This is a genomic window from Pseudomonas sp. V98_8, from assembly GCF_029967975.1.
Classification (GTDB): Bacteria; Pseudomonadota; Gammaproteobacteria; order Pseudomonadales; family Pseudomonadaceae; genus Aquipseudomonas; species Aquipseudomonas umsongensis.
Map to the genome: position 1 here is coordinate 70,658 of NZ_JASCAE010000080.1, position 12,155 is coordinate 82,812.

Here is a 12,155-nt window from a genome sequence, read left to right on the forward strand (position 1 = left end):
CAGGCTGCGGGTTTTCCGACAGCCTGGGCTTGCAGCTCGCGACTGCTTCTATCAGATATCCAGCAACAGACGAGCCGGATCTTCCAGCAGGTTCTTGATGGTCACCAGGAAAGTCACAGCTTCTTTGCCATCGATCAGACGGTGATCGTAGGACAGGGCCAGGTACATCATCGGACGGATAACGACCTGGCCGTTGATGGCCATAGGACGCTGGATGATGTTGTGCATGCCCAGGATGGCTGCTTGTGGCGGGTTGACGATCGGGGTCGACATCATCGAACCGAAGGTACCGCCGTTGGTGATGGTGAAGGTACCACCGGTCATTTCGTCCATCGACAGTTTGCCGTCGCGGGCTTTCTTGCCGAAGGTAGCGATGCCGCCTTCGATTTCAGCCAGGCTCATCAGCTCGGCGTTACGCAGAACCGGAACAACCAGGCCGCGATCGCTGGAAACTGCAACGCCGACGTCAGCGTAGCCGTGGTAAACGATGTCAGCGCCGTCGATCGAGGCGTTGACAGCCGGGAAGCGTTTCAGCGCTTCGGTGGCCGCTTTCACGAAGAACGACATGAAGCCCAGGCGCACGCCGTTGTGGGACTTCTCGAACAGATCCTTGTACTTCGAACGCAGCGCCATGACTTCGGTCATGTCGACTTCGTTGAAAGTGGTCAGCATCGCCATGTTCGACTGGGCTTCGACCAGACGCTTGGCAACGGTGGCCCGCACGCGGGTCATCGGTACGCGCTTCTCGATGCGATCGCCGGCAGCGAACACCGGAGCAGCAGCGGCAGGTGCGGCAGCCTTGGCAGGCGCGGCAGCCGGAGCGGCTTTCTTGGCAGCAACGGCTGCAACCACGTCTTCCTTGGTCACGCGACCGCCTTTGCCAGTGCCGGCAACGGAAGCGATGTTGATGCCGTTTTCTTCAGCCAGCTTACGCGCAGCCGGTGCAGCAACAGGATCGTCTTCGCCTTCGGCGGCCGGGGCAGCAGCCTGGGCAGCGGCGGCAGGTGCCGCAGCAGCTGGAGCGGCAGCAGCGCCGCCCGCTTCGATGGAGCCCAGGACTTCGTCGGACAGAACGGTGTCGCCTTCGTTCTTGACGATAGCGCCCAGCACGCCGTCAGCGGTAGCCAACACTTCGAGTACGACTTTATCGGTTTCGATGTCGACGATCAGTTCGTCGCGCTTGACCGCGTCGCCCGGTTTTTTGTGCCAGGTGGCAACGGTGCCATCGGCAACCGATTCCGGGAAAGTGGGGGCTTTGATCTCGATAGCCATTATCTGTGGTTCCTTAAATTCGGTTTCAGGTGCGCGAAGGCGTTAAACAGTAAAGGCGTCTTGCAGCAGTTGTTCCTGCTGTTCGGCGTGCATCGATGCGTAACCGCATGCCGGTGCAGCAGAAGCCTCGCGGCCCGCGTACTCGAGTACGAGAGACTTGTTGAGGTTGCTGATGCTGCGACGCATGTGGTGTTGGCTGCAGTACCAGGCACCCTGGTTCATCGGCTCTTCCTGGCACCAAACGGCATGCTTGGCGTTGGTGTAGGGAGCCAGGACTTCTTTCAAGTCGTCCTCAGGGAATGGGTACAGCTGCTCGATACGCACGATGGCGATATCGTCACGGCCTTCGGCACGGCGTTTTTCCAGCAGGTCGTAGTAGACCTTGCCGCTACACAGGACAACGCGCTCGACCTTTTTCGGGTCTTGGGCGTCGATTTCCGGGATAACGGTCTGGAAGGAACCTTCGGCCAGATCTTCCAGGGTCGAGATGGCCAGCTTGTGGCGCAGCAGCGACTTCGGAGTCAGGACTACCAGAGGCTTGCGCAGCGGGCGAATCACCTGACGGCGCAGCAAGTGGTAGATCTGTGCCGGCGTCGTTGGCATGCACACCTGGATGTTGTGCTCGGCGCACAGCTGCAGGTAACGCTCCAGACGAGCCGAGGAGTGCTCCGGCCCCTGACCTTCATAACCGTGCGGCAGCAGCATGGTCAGACCGCACAGACGGCCCCACTTGTGCTCGCCACTGGTGATGAACTGGTCGATTACAACCTGGGCGCCGTTGGCGAAGTCGCCAAACTGGGCTTCCCAGATAACCAGCGCGTTCGGCGTGGTGGTCGAGTAACCGTACTCGAACGCCAGTACCGCTTCTTCGGACAGGAACGAGTCGTACAGGTCGAAGCGTGGCTGACCGTCGTACAGGTTCTGCAACGGGATGTAGGTGCCCGCGTCCTTCTGGTTGTGCAACACGGCATGACGGTGCGAGAACGTACCGCGGCCGATGTCCTGGCCGGTCATGCGGATCGGGTGACCTTCGAACGCCAGGGTCGCGTACGCCATGGTTTCGGCGTAACCCCAGTTGATCGGCAGGCCGCCGGCTTGCATCTTCTGACGGTCTTCGTAGATCTTGGCAACCTGGCGCTGAACCACGAAGCCTTCCGGAATTTCCAGCAGCTTGGCGGACAGTTCTTGCAAGGTCTTCAGGTCGAAGCGCGTGTCGTGACGCGCGGTCCAGGCGTGGCCCAGATACGGACGCCAGTCCACGAACAGCTCTTTGTTCGGTTCCTTGACCAGCGATTTCACGACGTGCAGGCCGTTGTCCAGCGCGTTGCGGTACTCGTCGACCTTGGCCTGGACACGTTCAGCGTCCAGTACACCGGCCTGGGTCAGACGATCGGCGTACAGCTCACGGGTGGTGCGCTGCTTGGTGATCTGCTGATACATGATCGGCTGGGTGCCGCTTGGCTCGTCGGCCTCGTTGTGGCCGCGACGACGGTAGCAGACCAGGTCGATCACCACGTCACGCTTGAACTGCATGCGGTAGTCGATGGCCAGCTGGGTCACGAACAACACGGCTTCCGGATCATCGCCATTCACATGGAGGATCGGCGCCTGGATCATCTTCGCGACGTCGGTGGCGTACTCGGTGGAACGCGAGTCCAGCGGGTTGCTGATGGTGAAACCGACCTGGTTGTTGATCACGATGTGCACGGTACCGCCGGTCTTGAAACCGCGGGTCTGCGACATCTGGAAGGTTTCCATCACCACGCCTTGACCGGCGAATGCCGCGTCACCGTGGATGGAGATCGGCAGTACTTTCTCACCGGTCAGGTCGTTACGACGATCCTGACGGGCGCGCACCGAACCCTCGACCACCGGGGAAACGATTTCCAGGTGGGACGGGTTGAACGCCATGGCCAGGTGAACTTCACCACCGGTGGTCATCACGTTGGACGAGAAACCCTGGTGGTATTTAACGTCACCGGAGCCCAGCTCGACCTTCTTCTTGCCTTCGAACTCGTCGAACAGCTCGCGCGGGTTCTTGCCGAAGGTGTTGACCAGGACGTTCAGACGGCCACGGTGGGCCATGCCGATGACGATTTCCTTGGTGCCGTAGGAACCGGAACGCTGGATCAGCTCGTCGAGCATCGGAATCAGGCTTTCGCCGCCTTCCAGGCCGAAACGCTTGGTACCCGGGTATTTGGTGCCCAGGTATTTTTCCAGGCCTTCACCGGCGGTCACGCGCTCGAGCAGGTGGCTCTTGATGTCGGCGGAGTACGTCGGACGACCACGCACGCTTTCCAGACGCTGCTGGAACCACTGGCGCTGCTCGGAATCGGTGATGTGCGTAAATTCAGCGCCGATGGTGCGGCAATATGTCTGCTGCAACGCTTCGTGAATTTCGCGTAGGCTCGCTTCCTCTTTGCCGATGAACAGGTCGCCGGCACGGAAGGTCGTATCAAGATCGGCATTGGTCAAGCCGTAATGATTGATCGACAGGTCTGCAGGTGCAGGACGCTGCCACAGCCCCAGCGGGTCAAGCTGGGCTGCCTGGTGGCCACGCATACGGTAGGCCTGGATCAATCGCAGCACTTCAACTTGCTTCTTCTCGTGCTCACTGCTCACGCTGCCGGCGGAAACCGGTTGGGCGCGGCGCTGGTTCTTTGCCAGCAAGACGAAATGATCGCGAATTGTGGAGTGCGAAACATCGGTGGCAGGGTTGCCGTCAGCAGGCAACTTCTGGAAGTAGGTGCGCCACTCTTCTGGCACAGCGTTAGGGTCGTGCAGGTAGAGCTCGTAGAGCTCTTCCACATAGGCAGCGTTACTACCGGATAGGTAGGCGCTGTTCCACATGCGCTGCATCACGCTTTCTTGCATGCTTGGTCACCCTCGGTTAGGGGAACACCACCGGTGTCGACACCGAGCAAACTTGCAGAAGTCCGAATGCAGCGACCAAAACAAGCCACTAGGATCACACTGATAGTCCGGGTACCAGCCCGGATGCCCCTGCTTGTCTCATTTCTTCAAAATAAGAGCCGCAGCCTTTTAAGCTGCTGCTCAGGTTAAAACTACGGCGCCGGTTGAAGCCTGCGCCGCAGCATCTACGGGTACAGCGGGTACAGCAGCTGAATCACACGCCGCTGGAGAGCAGCATGTTACGGATGTGACCAATGGCCTTAGTCGGGTTCAGGCCTTTGGGACATACGTTGACGCAGTTCATGATCCCGCGGCAGCGGAATACGCTGAACGGGTCATCGAGCGAAGCCAGACGCTCGGACGTCTTGGTATCACGGCTGTCTGCCAGGAAGCGGTACGCTTGCAGCAGTGCAGCTGGACCCAGGAACTTGTCCGGGTTCCACCAGAAGGACGGGCACGAGGTCGAGCAGCAGGCGCACAGGATGCACTCGTACAGACCGTCGAGCTTTTCACGCTCTTCAGGGGACTGCAGACGCTCGATGGCCGGAGCCGGCGTGTCGTTCTGCAGGTAAGGCTTAACCTTTTCGTATTGCTTGTAGAAGATGCTCATATCGACGACCAGGTCACGGATAACCGGCAAACCTGGCAGAGGACGAACGATCAGCTTGTTACCTTTTACGACGGCGGACAGCGGCGTAACGCACGCCAGGCCGTTTTTGCCGTTGATGTTCATGCCGTCGGAACCGCAAACACCTTCACGGCAAGAGCGACGATAGGAGAAACCTTCGTCCTGCTCTTTGATCAGGGCCAGTACGTCCAGCACCATCAGGTCTTTACCACCGGTATCAACCTGGAATTCCTGCATGAACGGCGCAGCGTCCTGATCAGGGTTGTAACGATAAACACTGACTTGCAACATGGCGGCCACCCTTAATAAGTCCGAATCTTAGGTTCAAAAGTCGGAACCGTCTTCGGCGAGAAGTTCACGGCACGCTTGGCAACGCGCTTCTCACCCGGGAAGTACAGGGTGTGGCACAGCCAGTTTTCGTCGTCACGGTCTTCAAAGTCTTCACGGGCGTGAGCACCGCGGGACTCTTTACGTACTTCGGCGGCGATGGCGGTAGCTTCAGCCACTTCCAGCAGGTTCTGCAGTTCCAGAGCTTCGATTCGCGCAGTGTTGAACGCCTGCGACTTGTCGTTGATCTTGACGTTGGCGATGCGCTTGCGCAGGTCAGCCAGCTGGGCAATACCCTTCTGCATGTATTCGCCGGTACGGAATACACCGAAGTAGTTCTGCATGCAGTTTTGCAGCTCGCGACGCAGGGTTGCCACGTCTTCGCCATCGGTACGCTCGTTCAGAGCGGCAAGGCGCGACAGGGCCGCAGTGATGTCGGCTTCGGTGGCGTCGTCGTACTCGATACCGTCGGTCAGCGCCTTTTCCAGGTGCAGGCCGGCAGCACGGCCGAAGACCACCAGGTCGAGCAGCGAGTTGCCGCCCAGGCGGTTGGCGCCGTGAACCGATACGCAAGCCACTTCGCCTACAGCGAACAGGCCCGGGATGATGGTGTCTACGCCGTCGGCGTCCTGGGTGATCGCCTGGCCATGAATGTTGGTGGCAACGCCGCCCATCATGTAGTGGCAGGTAGGAACAACCGGAACCGGAGCAACCACCGGGTCAACGTGCGCAAAGGTCTTCGACAGCTCGCAGATGCCTGGCAGACGGCTGTGCAGCACTTCCTCGCCCAGGTGGTCGAGCTTGAGCATCACGTGGTCGCCATTCGGACCGCAGCCGTTGCCGGCAATGATCTCTTTAACCATCGAACGGGCCACAACGTCACGACCGGCAAGGTCCTTGGCGTTCGGAGCATAACGCTCCATGAAACGCTCGCCGTGCTTGTTGATCAGGTATCCACCTTCACCACGGCAACCTTCGGTCACCAGTACGCCGGCGCCGGCGATGCCAGTCGGGTGGAACTGCCACATTTCGATGTCTTGTACCGGTACGCCAGCACGCAGGGCCATGCCGACACCGTCGCCGGTGTTGATCAGGGCGTTGGTGGTGGACGCGTAGATACGACCTGCACCGCCAGTGGCCAGAACGGTAGCCTTGGCACGGATGTAGGTGGTTTCGCCGGTTTCGATGCAGATGGCGATAACGCCGACGAATTCGCCGGCCTGGTTTTTCACCAGGTCAACAGCGTAGTACTCGTTCAGGAACGTGGTACCGGCTTTCAGGTTGCCCTGATAAAGGGTGTGCAGCAGCGCGTGACCGGTACGGTCGGACGCAGCGCAGGTACGGGCAGCCTGGCCGCCTTTACCGTAGTCCTTGGACTGACCGCCGAACGGACGCTGGTAGATACGGCCGGTTTCGGTACGCGAGAACGGCAGACCCATGTGGTCCAGCTCGAAAACGGCAGCCGGGCCTTCCTGACACATGTATTCGATAGCGTCCTGGTCACCGATGTAGTCGGAACCCTTGACGGTATCGTACATGTGCCAGCGCCAGTCATCGTTCGGGTCAGCGGACGCGATGGCGCAGGTGATGCCGCCCTGGGCGGATACAGTGTGCGAACGGGTCGGGAAAACCTTGGTGATTACCGCAGTCTTGTGACCGCCTTGCGCCAGTTGCAGCGCTGCGCGCATGCCGGCACCGCCACCACCAATAATGATGGCGTCGAAAGAAATCGTTGGAATGTTAGCCATGAATCAGATACCCCAGAGAATCTGCACGCCCCAGACGAAGTAAGCGAACATCGCAACGCCGCATACTGCCTGGAAGAGGAAACGTATAGCCGTCGCGGACTTGCCGAACGCCATCGGCGTCAGGTAGTCGGTCGCGATGGTCCACATGCCGACCCAGGCGTGAGCGCCCAGAGCAACAAGGGCCAGCAGGCTGAAGATACGCATCCAGTTGTTGGCGAAGAGCGCGTGCCATTGGTCATAGCCAAGGCCCGGGTTCGCCGCGAGGTATCCGATCAGGAAAATGAAGTAAGCCGCGAGAACGACCGCAGACACACGTTGCGCCATCCAGTCATAGAGGCCCGAACGCGAGAGGTTCGTGACGTTAGTTACCATATCCAAACTCCTGCCAGAACGATTACCACCACGGAAACGGCGATAACGATTTTCGAGCCCAGCTTGCCGCCTTCCAGCGTCTCACCGATGCCCATGTCCATGATCAAGTGGCGCACACCGGCAACCAAGTGATACAGCAAGGCGGACAGGATGCCCCAAATCACTAGCTTGGCTAGCGGACTGGTCAGACACGCTTTCACCTCGCCGAAGCCTTCCTCGGAACTCAGCGACTTGTCCAATGCATAAAGCATGATGGCAAGGCACACGAAGAGGATGACACCGGAGATACGGTGAAGAATGGACGTGTAAGCAGTGACTGGGAGTTTGATGGTCCTTAGGTCTAGGTTTACAGGTCGTTGGCTTTTCACGGCTTTTTTTTCACACTGAAGAGCCCCTAACAATCAGGGCAAAGTTGTTGGGGAGTGCACTGGTCAGGTAACCACCACCCAGGGAGGCGACCCCCAATAACGCAAGCCCAAAAGCCCTTGGCGGTCGGTGGCCGAGTATAGACAGTTAGGCTACTAATGACAACGGACATACCTTCCCAAAACGGCGCATTGCGCAACACGTATAAAAGGCGTAAATGGCGGTCAATTTCGATAAAAAAGTAGGGTTAAAGCCTTCTGGAGCAAGACTTTAGGCAAATTGACATTCAAATTTATCTCACTATAGTGGTGCGGGCCCTGCGTGGGGGGTCTGTCTGATGATTTCAAGCATAAATAGGAGGCCACATGGCTGACAAAAAAGCGCAGTTGATCATCGAGGGCGCAGCCCCCGTCGAGCTGCCCATTTTAACCGGCACCGTTGGTCCCGATGTTATCGATGTTCGAGGCCTGACGGCCACGGGCCGCTTCACTTTCGACCCTGGTTTCATGTCGACCGCTTCCTGCGAGTCGAAGATCACCTATATCGACGGCGACAACGGCATCCTGCTGCACCGCGGCTACCCGATCGAACAGCTGGCTGAAAAGTCGGACTACCTGGAAACCTGCTACCTGCTGCTCAACGGCGAACTGCCGACCGCAGAACAAAAGGCCCAGTTCGTCGGCACCGTGAAGAACCACACCATGGTTCACGAGCAGCTGAAGACCTTCTTCAACGGCTTCCGCCGTGACGCCCACCCGATGGCCGTCATGTGTGGTGTAGTCGGCGCCCTCTCAGCCTTCTACCACGACTCCCTGGACATCAATAACCCGCAGCATCGCGAAATCTCCGCGATCCGCCTGGTTGCCAAGATGCCAACCCTGGCCGCGATGGTTTACAAGTACTCCATGGGCCAACCCATGATGTACCCGCGCAACGACCTGTCGTACGCGGAAAACTTCCTGCACATGATGTTCAACACCCCGTGCGAGATCAAACCGATCAGCCCGGTACTCGCCAAGGCCATGGACCGGATCTTCATCCTCCATGCCGACCACGAGCAGAACGCGTCGACTTCCACCGTGCGCCTGGCGGGCTCCTCGGGTGCCAACCCGTTCGCCTGTATCGCTGCCGGCATCGCTGCACTGTGGGGCCCTGCCCACGGCGGTGCGAACGAAGCCGTACTGACCATGCTCGACGAAATTGGCGATGTCTCGAACATCGACAAGTTCATCGCCAAGGCCAAGGACAAGAACGATCCGTTCAAGCTGATGGGCTTCGGTCACCGCGTTTACAAAAACCGCGACCCTCGCGCCACAGTAATGAAGCAGACCTGCGACGAAGTACTGAAGGAACTGGGCATCCAGAACGATCCGCAACTCGAACTGGCCATGCGCCTGGAAGAGATCGCCCTGACCGACCCGTACTTCATCGAACGCTCGCTGTACCCGAACGTCGACTTCTACTCGGGGATCATCCTCAAGGCGATCGGCATTCCAACCAGCATGTTCACCGTGATCTTCGCCTTGGCGCGGACCGTGGGCTGGATCTCCCACTGGAAAGAAATGCTCTCCAGCCCGTACAAGATCGGCCGTCCGCGCCAGCTGTACACCGGCTACGAGTCGCGTGACATCACCAAGCTGGAAGACCGCAAGTAAGATCTGTCTTGCTGTAGCGTGTTGAGTTGTACCGGGAACGGCCTCTATATAGAGGCCGTTTTTGTTTGTGCCGATTTACTCTTTGATCGTGGACATATCCGTTTCTGCGGTAACGGCTGCTGGCGGTTTCGCCCTTACGGCGAGTCACTTGGAAAAGCCTGTAGGAGCGAGCATGCTCCGGGCGGCGTTCCGACGATGGTCGTCAACGATGACGAGGGCTATCTGAATGCCCGTGTTGTTCTGGCGTTTTTCGCGAGCATGCTCGCTCCTACAGGGCCCGCCGCGATGGGCCATCCATGGCCCAGCGCGGCTAAACCGGCATCCATGCCGGTTTACCCACTGCGCAGAACCGGAACGAAGCCTCTCGATGTGGCAAGAAAATCAAAAGCCAGATCAAGATCAAACGCAAAAGCGAGGCGGCCTGACAGCGACCTGATTGCAGGTCTGACCACACTCCCCTGTGGAGTCGTCGTAAGGGCGAAACCATAAGTCACCGTTACCGCAGGAATGGATATGTACCCGGTTAACAAAAGATAGGTCGGCTGTAAGGCCGCCTTCGCAGACAAATCTCACGTCAAAAATGTCCGATAACCGCCCAAAAAAAATGCCCCAATCTCTCAATCGGGGCATTTCTATTTAAGCCAACAAACTTGAAGCCTTAGTGCGAAACCGCCCCGCTCGCCCCCAAACCAGTCTGCGAACGAACGAACTGCGGGAAGAACAGCGCCCGCTCGTTGTCAGCCGCGGTCGACTTGTCGGTGATCGAGAAGAACCAGATCCCGATAAAGGCAATGATCATCGAGAACAGTGCAGGGTACTCATACGGGAAGATCGCCTTCTCGTGATGCAGGATCTGCACCCAGATGGTTGGGCCAAGCACCATCAAGCCTACAGCGCTCACCAGGCCCATCCAGCCACCAATCATCGCGCCGCGAGTGGTCAGCTTTTTCCAGTACATGGAAAGCAGCAGCACCGGGAAGTTGCAGCTCGCCGCGATGGAGAACGCCAGGCCGACCATGAACGCGATGTTCTGGCTTTCGAAAAGGATACCCAGGCCGATCGCCAGCACCGCCAGGGCGATGGTGGTGATTTTCGACACGCGGATCTCGTCCTTCTCGTTGGCCTTGCCCTTCTTGATCACGCTGGCGTACAGGTCATGGGACACCGCCGAGGCACCGGCGAGGGTCAGGCCGGCCACCACTGCCAGGATGGTTGCGAACGCTACCGCCGAGATGAAGCCCAGGAAGATACTGCCACCAACCGCATTGGCCAGGTGCACCGCCGCCATGTTGTTACCGCCCAACAGCGCGCCAGCCGCATCCTTGAAGGCCGGGTTGGTGCTGACCAGCAGGATCGCGCCGAAGCCAATGATGAAGGTCAGGATATAGAAGTAGCCGATGAAGCCGGTTGCGTACAACACGCTCTTGCGCGCTTCTTTTGCGTCACTCACGGTGAAGAAGCGCATCAGGATGTGCGGCAGGCCAGCGGTACCGAACATCAGTGCCAGGCCAAGGGAGAATGCCGAGACCGGATCTTTCACCAGGCCGCCCGGGCTCATGATCGCTTCACCTTTAGGGTGAACCTTGATCGCCTCGGAGAACAACATGTTGAAGTCGAAGTTGACGTGCTTCATCACCATCAGCGCCATGAAGGAAGCGCCGGACAGCAGCAACACAGCCTTGATGATCTGCACCCAGGTGGTCGCCAGCATGCCGCCGAACAGCACGTACATGCACATCAGGATACCGACCAGGATCACCGCAACGTGATAGTCGAGACCGAACAGCAGCTGGATCAGCTTGCCGGCACCGACCATTTGCGCGATCAGGTAGAACGCCACCACGACCAGCGAACCGCAAGCGGACAGCGAGCGGATCTGGGTTTGCCCAAGACGATAGGACGCCACGTCGGCAAAGGTGTATTTGCCCAGGTTGCGCAGGCGCTCGGCGATCAGGAACAGAATGATCGGCCAGCCCACCAGGAAGCCGATCGAGTAGATCAGGCCATCGTAGCCGGAGGTAAACACCAGCGCGGAAATACCCAGGAAGGACGCCGCCGACATGTAGTCGCCGGCAATCGCCAGGCCGTTCTGGAAGCCGGTGATCTTGCCGCCCGCCGCGTAGTAGTCGGAGGCCGACTTGTTTTTCTTGGACGCCCAGTAGGTGATGCACAGGGTCGCGCCAACGAATGCGACGAACATCAGAATCGCAGACACGTTGAGCGGTTGTTTCTGCACGGCGCCAGTCAGGGCGTCAGCCGCCCAAGCGCCCGGTGCGAAGGCTGCGATGCTCAAGAGAGCCATTAGACGCCGGATCATTGCTGAGCCTCCTTGAGAATCGCATTGTTCAGGTCGTCGAATTCGCCATTGGCGCGTCGTACGTAGATCCCGGTCAGGACGAAGGCTGAAACAATCAGCCCGACACCGATCGGTATGCCCCAGGTAATCGATGACTCAGGGCTGATTTTCGCCCCCAGCACCTGCGGCCCGTAGGCAATCAAAAGGATGAATCCGGAGTAAAGCCCTAGCATGATCGCCGAAAGAATCCAGGCGAATCGTTCCCTCTTGCTAACCAGCTCCTTGAATCGCGGGCTGTTTTGAATCGAGAGGTAAATGCTGTCGTTCATTGTTTTTATCCTCGCAGCACAGATTTAGTTGGAACGGTATCCACTCTATGCGGCTGCGGGGCAGGTTCCAGACGACCTTAGTCTTAGAACCACGTGACGTATTCGCCAAAGTCCAGCAAGAATAAATAAATGTGGGAGCGAGCCTGCTCGCGAAAGCGTCAGATCAGTCGACATCTCGGTCAACTGACAGAACGCTTCGCGAGCAGGCTCGCTTGTATGGTAGGACTTGAAGGGAGGAGGAGGGACAAG

9 protein-coding genes are annotated in these 12,155 nt (G+C 58.6%); 1 reads left to right on the plus strand and 8 read right to left on the minus strand.

Features of this window, described 5'->3' with window-relative positions; genetic code table 11:
* Window positions 1-51: 51 nt before the first annotated feature.
* The 6 genes from odhB to sdhC all read right to left on the minus strand — a co-directional run bounded on the left by odhB (window position 52) and on the right by sdhC (window position 7,628).
* Window positions 52-1,272 carry a 2-oxoglutarate dehydrogenase complex dihydrolipoyllysine-residue succinyltransferase gene (gene odhB / locus QLG10_RS24330; RefSeq protein ID WP_020799803.1) on the minus strand — a complete coding sequence of 407 codons (1,221 nt, stop codon included), beginning with the start codon at window positions 1,270-1,272 and terminating at the stop codon, window positions 52-54.
* Between the two features lie 42 nt (window positions 1,273-1,314).
* A complete protein-coding gene (locus tag QLG10_RS24335; RefSeq protein ID WP_020799804.1) occupies window positions 1,315-4,146 on the minus strand; it encodes a 2-oxoglutarate dehydrogenase E1 component in 2,832 nt (943 codons plus the stop codon).
* Window positions 4,147-4,399: 253 nt separating this feature from the next.
* Complete coding sequence (locus QLG10_RS24340; protein WP_008063297.1) at window positions 4,400-5,104, minus strand: succinate dehydrogenase iron-sulfur subunit; 705 nt, start codon at window positions 5,102-5,104, stop codon at window positions 4,400-4,402.
* A gap of 11 nt (window positions 5,105-5,115) precedes the next feature.
* Complete coding sequence (gene sdhA / locus QLG10_RS24345; protein ID WP_083348459.1) at window positions 5,116-6,888, minus strand: succinate dehydrogenase flavoprotein subunit; 1,773 nt, start codon at window positions 6,886-6,888, stop codon at window positions 5,116-5,118.
* Between the two features lie 3 nt (window positions 6,889-6,891).
* Window positions 6,892-7,260, minus strand: coding sequence for a succinate dehydrogenase, hydrophobic membrane anchor protein (gene sdhD / locus QLG10_RS24350; RefSeq protein ID WP_020799806.1), 369 nt, complete (start codon window positions 7,258-7,260; stop codon window positions 6,892-6,894).
* Complete coding sequence (gene sdhC / locus QLG10_RS24355) at window positions 7,254-7,628, minus strand: succinate dehydrogenase, cytochrome b556 subunit (RefSeq protein WP_042955706.1); 375 nt, start codon at window positions 7,626-7,628, stop codon at window positions 7,254-7,256. The genes sdhD and sdhC overlap by 7 nt, the downstream gene beginning before the upstream one ends.
* 363 nt (window positions 7,629-7,991) lie before the next feature.
* Here sdhC and gltA point away from each other — a divergent pair, with 363 nt between their 5' ends.
* Window positions 7,992-9,281 carry a citrate synthase gene (gltA, locus tag QLG10_RS24360; RefSeq protein WP_007959044.1) on the plus strand — a complete coding sequence of 430 codons (1,290 nt, stop codon included), beginning with the start codon at window positions 7,992-7,994 and terminating at the stop codon, window positions 9,279-9,281.
* Between the two features lie 658 nt (window positions 9,282-9,939).
* Here gltA and QLG10_RS24365 read toward each other — a convergent pair.
* On the minus strand, window positions 9,940-11,598 hold the full coding sequence (locus QLG10_RS24365; RefSeq protein ID WP_110746319.1) for a cation acetate symporter: 1,659 nt from the start codon (window positions 11,596-11,598) through the stop codon (window positions 9,940-9,942).
* Window positions 11,595-11,906: a DUF485 domain-containing protein gene (locus QLG10_RS24370; RefSeq protein ID WP_110746318.1), complete on the minus strand. Its 312-nt coding sequence runs from the start codon at window positions 11,904-11,906 to the stop codon at window positions 11,595-11,597. The genes QLG10_RS24365 and QLG10_RS24370 overlap by 4 nt, the downstream gene beginning before the upstream one ends.
* Window positions 11,907-12,155: the final 249 nt, after the last annotated feature.

Bases quoted from the DNA above. Each gene is read 5' to 3' on its own strand.
- QLG10_RS24335 (WP_020799804.1), bottom strand. From the start codon at position 4,146: ATGCAAGAAAGCGTGATGCAGCGCATGTGGAACAGCGCCTACCTATCC.
- QLG10_RS24370 (WP_110746318.1), bottom strand. From the start codon at position 11,906: ATGAACGACAGCATTTACCTCTCGATTCAAAACAGCCCGCGATTCAAG.
- QLG10_RS24365 (WP_110746319.1), bottom strand. From the start codon at position 11,598: ATGATCCGGCGTCTAATGGCTCTCTTGAGCATCGCAGCCTTCGCACCG.
- gltA (WP_007959044.1), top strand. From the start codon at position 7,992: ATGGCTGACAAAAAAGCGCAGTTGATCATCGAGGGCGCAGCCCCCGTC.
- sdhD (WP_020799806.1), bottom strand. From the start codon at position 7,260: ATGGTAACTAACGTCACGAACCTCTCGCGTTCGGGCCTCTATGACTGG.
- QLG10_RS24340 (WP_008063297.1), bottom strand. From the start codon at position 5,104: ATGTTGCAAGTCAGTGTTTATCGTTACAACCCTGATCAGGACGCTGCG.
- odhB (WP_020799803.1), bottom strand. From the start codon at position 1,272: ATGGCTATCGAGATCAAAGCCCCCACTTTCCCGGAATCGGTTGCCGAT.
- sdhA (WP_083348459.1), bottom strand. From the start codon at position 6,888: ATGGCTAACATTCCAACGATTTCTTTCGACGCCATCATTATTGGTGGT.